The sequence below is a fragment of the Geitlerinema sp. CS-897 genome, from assembly GCF_028368005.1.
Taxonomy (GTDB): domain Bacteria; phylum Cyanobacteriota; class Cyanobacteriia; order Cyanobacteriales; family Geitlerinemataceae; genus Baaleninema; species Baaleninema simplex.
The window spans coordinates 1-5415 of the sequence record NZ_JAQNCQ010000021.1 but is presented as its reverse complement, the minus strand read 5'-3'; the positions used below and the strand labels follow the sequence as shown (position 1 = coordinate 5415).

Below are 5415 nucleotides of genomic sequence, written 5' to 3'. Positions count from 1 at the left end.
TCACAGAAGGGGCTTGTCGGGAAGACTCCCAAAAGCCTTCGACCTCCCCTCGGACTGACTCGGACTCCACAGGTCTGGCCGCCGCGACCCTCAGACCGAGAACTCTTTCTTGTTGGCGCCTTGGCTGTATCTCTTTTGTCGTCCGCCTCTTTCAAGGACTTCCCTTGAGTTGGGGACGCCACCGTACTTCTCCCTATCCTGGGGCTTCTTTGGCTTTCGATACCTCCTAAGAACGGGGAACAGGGAACAGTGTAAAATCATAGCCTTATCAGCTCTCCCCCTCTCCCCTGAAGAAGCTTCTTATCGAAAATTTTGGGTTTAAAACCCCGCCCTTCTAGGGCGGCTTTCGGCAATCCAGGATTTTGTGCTAGAATCGTTCGTACAATCGAGCCAGACCACCGTGCTAGTCCTCGAGTTTAAAGTCAAAGGGAAGCCCCACCAATACGCCGCCATCGACGAAGCGATCCGAACCGCACAGTTCGTTCGCAACAAGGCGCTACGGTATTGGATTGATACCCCTGGGGTTAACAAATACGACCTCAATAAATACTGTCGGGTACTTGCCCGAGAGTACGACTTTGCTCGAGAACTCAACAGCACGGCTCGTCAAGCTTCTGCCGAACGTGCCTGGTCGGCAATTTCTCGATTCTTCGAGAACTGCCGCAAGTCTGTTCCCGGCAAGAAGCGGTGCGACCCCGCGCCGTCGCACGGCGCTAGGGAACGCGCACCAAGAGAAGGATATCCCAGGTTCAAGAAAAACAGTCGTTCGGTCGAGTACAAAACCTCCGGTTGGAAGTTACTCGACCCCAAACACATTGTCTTTACGGACAAGAAGAATATCGGACGACTGAAGCTAGTTGGAACCTGGGATTTGGCGTTTTACAGCACAGAACAAATCAAACGGGTTCGACTGATTCGCAGAGCCGATGGCTATTACGCTCAGTTCTGCGTTAGTGTCGAGGTTCGAGAAACACTCGAACCGTCAGGAAATACCGTGGGGTTGGATGTCGGACTCAAAGAGTTCTACACCGATTCAAACGGAGCGTGCGAACCGAACCCGAGGTTTTACCGAAACACTGAGAAGCGTCTCAAACACGCTCACCGAAGGGTGGGCAAAAAACAGAAAGGCTCTGCTAACCGAAAAAAAGCCGTCAATCGACTCGGACGAGTTCACCTCAAAATAAGTCGGCAACGTGAAGAACACGCCAAGAGACTGGCGCGTTGCGTCATCCAATCTAACGATCTGGTGGCCTACGAAGATTTGAGGATACGGAATCTAGTCAAGAACCACTGTCTCGCCAAGTCGATTCACGATGCAGGTTGGTATCAGTTTAGGAAGTGGTTGGAGTATTTTGGGGTGAAGTTCGGCAAGATTACCGTGGCAGTGAATCCTGCCTATACCTCTCAAAAATGCTCGAGTTGTGGTGCGATCGTTCAAAAATCTCTTTCGACGAGAACCCATGTTTGTCAGTGTGGTTGCGAACTTGACAGAGACCATAACGCCGCAGTCAACATCCTGAACGCTGCCTTGAGTACGGTAGGGCATACCGGAACTTGGGTCGATGACCCAAACGCTTCTGGAGATTTGACCGCTACTTTGGCGGGTGAAAACCTGTCAGAGCAAGTCGAATCGTTGAAGGAAGAATCCCCACGCCGTGATAGCTGGGGAGTGTCAACCTCTCATCTCTCCATCTTCCGTCTTCGGTAACATGGCGCGAATTTGAGCGATAAAGTCGTTGTGGTCGAGAATGGGTTTGGCAATGTAGCCGTCTGCACCGCTTTTTTTGAGAAATGCCTCGCGATCGCCTACCATTGCGTTGGCAGTCACGAGAATTACGGGGAGATGAGCGGTTTGCGGATCGGCTTTCAGCAGTTGCGTAATGCGGAGTCCGTCTACGGGTTGCCCTTCGTATTGGCTGTTCCCCAAAGAAACATCCATCAGAATAATATCAGCAGAACCCGATCGCGCGATATTGAGTATTTCGTCAACGTCTTCGGTATGCAGAGCATTTAAACCACCGCGTCGCGTGAGAATTTTTTGGAAAACTCGCCAGTTGATCGGATCGTCTTCGACGACTAACACTGTTGTCACGATCGTTACTCCCAAAGGCCCTGACCCTCATTTGTTCGCGCGATCGCGATCGGTATCCGGACGATCGCCAACTGTGGCGCATTACTTCTCCTCACTCCTCCCAAAGTTTAATGTTGGCAATTTGTCAGCGATCGCGATCGCGTCATTTTGTGATACCGATCGCCTGACGAACGGGGTGCGATCGCTGGAAGATCTGAGAAAATTGTGCATAGTAATCCGGTAGTCTTGAATACAGACCCCGAGGATGCTTATGTTTTCATCAACAATTTCATCCACGATCGCCATTAGCGAAGTCGTAGTCAGGGTCTGGCGCTCGGGGTGTTTGACCCTTTCCGAACGACAGGCGTTGAGAACTGTACTGTTGGAAAATCGGATGTCTGAAGAAGACAGAGCAGCCATCGATCGTCTGCTTCATGCAGTGCGGCGTGGGTGGATCGAGATGCTCGATTGAGCGATCGCCAGCGAGACCTGGCACATTGAGTTTTATCGTAATTTTATCTGCGACCCTCGAGCGATCGCGGAACTTTTGTCGTGTTTGTCGTTCTGTGAGATCGGATGCCTTCGGATAGATTCGGTCGTAGTTGCGATGGCGATCGAACGACAACTACCGATGATAGTCGAGCGACACTCGTTCTGTCTTCCGTAAAATTCGGTATTTTTATTGTCCGTATAAACGCGCAAAAGCGATCTAAAAAAAATCAATTTATCTGTATTTACACTTTATTTTTTGAGCTATTTTTTTTGAAATTGTAATCAATAAAACTAAAAAAAGAAACTTATAATTTTTTCCGGAAAGATAATCTTATCGACCGTAAGGACAACAAATTGACGGCAAATAGAGGCGACTAGCCCCTATGTCAATCGATCCGTAAAAACACGGATACGACTTCGATCGCACGAGATCTCTATCCGATCTGATTGTCGTGGCAAGTTGTCCGACAACAGAAAATGCAAAATCTCAGATGATTTTTTTCGGAGATTCTCATTGAGTGCGATCGAACTTAAATGTGCGTGAATTCGATTCCAATGAATTCAGTGCGAACGAATCGAGTGCGAAGGTGTCGCACACATTTCGTCAGAGTCAAGCCATCTCCATCGTTCGTGCGTGCGTGCCGTCCGCACCGTCGCATTGTATCGAAATCGATCGCATAGAGAGCGAGACTATGGTTGCACTTGACTTAAGTTCCGTCAGTTCCGTTACCCTCGACTCCGAGGCGAACCTGTTCGTGGCCAACGACGACAACAACCTCATCGTGGCGGGAGCGGGAATCGATACGGTCGTGGGTATGGGAGGCAACGACTATCTCTTCGGGAACCAAGACGACGATCGACTCTACGGCAACGACGGCGACGACGCCATCTATGCCGGCCAGGGAAACGATATGGTTCGCGGGGAAGCAGGAGACGACGAAATTGTCGGCGATCGCGACAACGACCTTCTCTTTGGAGGCAGTGGCAACGATAGCGTCAGCGGAGGCAGCGAAAACGACGAAATCTACGGAAACGACGACGCCGATTTACTTTACGGCAACCAGGGAGTCGATAGCATCTTCGGCGGCGACGGCAACGATACCGTCATGGCCGGAAAAGACAACGATGTGGTCTTCGGAGATTTCGGCAACGATCTCCTCTACGGCGACCTCGGCGACGATACCCTCTACAGCGATGTCGGCAGCGATACCCTCTACGGTGGAGAAGGCCGCGATCGCTTTTCCCTCAGTCCGACCACCGGCGGTTCGGCTCTCGAAAACGCCGATATCATCGAGGACTACAACCCCAACGAAGACAGCTTGTTACTCATTGGCGGATTGACCCTCGATCGCTTAAACCTCGAGGCCGGAACCGACGAATACGCTAGCGATACCATCGCACGCGATCGCCAAAGCGGTGAATATCTCGCGATCCTTAAAAATATCGACAGTCGCACCTTAGAACTCGCCCTCGGACTCGATTCGAGCAATTCGGGATCTGGAGGCGGTAGCGATCCCAGCGATCCCAGCGATCCCAGTACGGGGTCTGGAGGTAGTAGCGATCCGACCGATCCCAGCGATCCCAGCGATCCCAGTACGGGGTCTGGAGGCGGTAGCGATCCCTTCTCCTTCTTCGACACCTCTAACTTGCGCGTCGGGTTCATCGGGTCTCAATATATCGTCCGAGAAGACGACGGAACCGTGAGTTTGACCCTCGAACGTTCCGACGCGATCGCGGCAACGACCGTAGACTACCGTACCAGCGACGGATCGGCCCGAGCCGGTAGCGATTACACTGCAACCTCCGGCAGCGTGACCTTTAACCTCGGGGAAGTCCGAAAAACCGTGACGATCCCGATCTCGAACGACAACGACACCGAGGGAGACGAAACCTTTAAAGTCACGCTCACCAACATCGACGGCGGCGTTCTCGACAGTTCCGACGAAGTGACCGTCACCATTGAAGACGACGATAGCGTACCTACACCATCGACAGGGAGTTTACCCGCCGCGATCGACACGAGCTTTGTTGGCTTTTCTCCCAGCGATTCCGAAGCCACCATTGCCGCGACGAGCGCACAGCGGTTGACGATCGGCACGCAAACCCTTTACATCGGCACGCATCAAGCCAGTAGCATCAACCAAAACCCCATCATCGCCAGTTTCGACAGCAGCAATCCCAGTAACAACTGGATACGCACCGACTACGAAGCGACAGGAGCAGACGGACGGGGTTACGGTTTGTTCTGGAACGGGAGCAACCTCTACGCCGTATTTAGCACCGACGGAACTCAAGGTACGTCCAGTCAAGACTGGCGACGGGCCAGCGGTAGCGCCACTCAAAACTGGCTCAAGAGTTATGGAGCGGGCGGCGGTGCTAAGGTGTCCGTTATCGGTCAAATCGACTTGGCTACGGGTGAGTTACAAAGTGCGGCGTATCTCTCGGCGCTGTTGAGCAGTGGTAATAGCAACACCCTGACGATTACCGATGTCACCACCAACGGCAGTGGAAACCTCGTCGTCAGCGCCCGCTCTTTCTTCAATCCTCGCAATCCCGACGGTTCGGCGATGACTCAGGTGGGTTCGGACTCGTCACCGTTCGACTACACTCTTGAGATTTCCCCCGATCTCCGCACTGTCGTCGATACCTCTGCCGTGGGCTGGGTTTAATTCTGTAGGGTGCGTGACTCGAAAAATCGGGTGTAAATCCTGATACGGAATCCGTTCCCGATAAGCTAGGTTTCAAGAAGTCTTCACCACATCCCCCCTTAGCCCCCCAAAGAAGAGGGGGGTTGGGGGGATAGAGGGGTTTTTCAGGTTGGAAAAAACCAGTGTTTGAAATTCGGATTCCGT

At 52.3% G+C, this 5415-nt stretch carries 6 protein-coding genes; 5 read left to right on the top strand and 1 reads right to left on the bottom strand.

The window, feature by feature from the left end; genetic code table 11:
- Both POG22_RS00770 and POG22_RS00765 read left to right on the top strand, forming a co-directional pair.
- Nucleotides 1-230: hypothetical protein (locus POG22_RS00770; protein WP_498903070.1), on the top strand; the 230-nt coding region annotated here is incomplete at its 5' end.
- A gap of 170 nt (nucleotides 231-400) precedes the next feature.
- Entirely contained in the window at nucleotides 401-1708 is a 1308-nt protein-coding gene (locus POG22_RS00765) for an RNA-guided endonuclease InsQ/TnpB family protein (RefSeq protein ID WP_498903072.1), read from the top strand.
- On the opposite strand, the gene POG22_RS00760 is transcribed toward POG22_RS00765, so the two are convergent.
- On the bottom strand, nucleotides 1673-2092 hold the full coding sequence (locus tag POG22_RS00760) for a response regulator (protein WP_063715265.1): 420 nt from the start codon (nucleotides 2090-2092) through the stop codon (nucleotides 1673-1675). The two genes, POG22_RS00765 and POG22_RS00760, sit on opposite strands and share 36 nt — an antisense overlap.
- Between POG22_RS00760 and POG22_RS00755 the strand changes: the two genes are divergently transcribed.
- The 3 genes from POG22_RS00755 to POG22_RS00745 all read left to right on the top strand — a co-directional run bounded on the left by POG22_RS00755 (nucleotide 2086) and on the right by POG22_RS00745 (nucleotide 5232).
- The gene (locus POG22_RS00755) at nucleotides 2086-2259 is read left to right on the top strand and encodes a hypothetical protein (protein ID WP_498903067.1); all 174 of its coding nucleotides are present in this window, start codon (nucleotides 2086-2088) and stop codon (nucleotides 2257-2259) included. The genes POG22_RS00760 and POG22_RS00755 overlap by 7 nt on opposite strands.
- An 83-nt stretch (nucleotides 2260-2342) precedes the next feature.
- Nucleotides 2343-2543: a hypothetical protein gene (locus POG22_RS00750; protein WP_071592084.1), complete on the top strand. Its 201-nt coding sequence runs from the start codon at nucleotides 2343-2345 to the stop codon at nucleotides 2541-2543.
- A 712-nt stretch (nucleotides 2544-3255) separates the two neighbouring features.
- A complete protein-coding gene (locus POG22_RS00745; RefSeq protein WP_498903065.1) occupies nucleotides 3256-5232 on the top strand; it encodes a Calx-beta domain-containing protein in 1977 nt (658 codons plus the stop codon).
- The last annotated feature ends 183 nt before the right edge of the window (nucleotides 5233-5415 follow it).

Excerpts from the sequence above, each read along its gene's own strand:
- POG22_RS00750 (WP_071592084.1), top strand. The coding sequence starts at position 2,343 with ATGTTTTCATCAACAATTTCATCCACGATCGCCATTAGCGAAGTCGTA.
- POG22_RS00745 (WP_498903065.1), top strand. The coding sequence starts at position 3,256 with ATGGTTGCACTTGACTTAAGTTCCGTCAGTTCCGTTACCCTCGACTCC.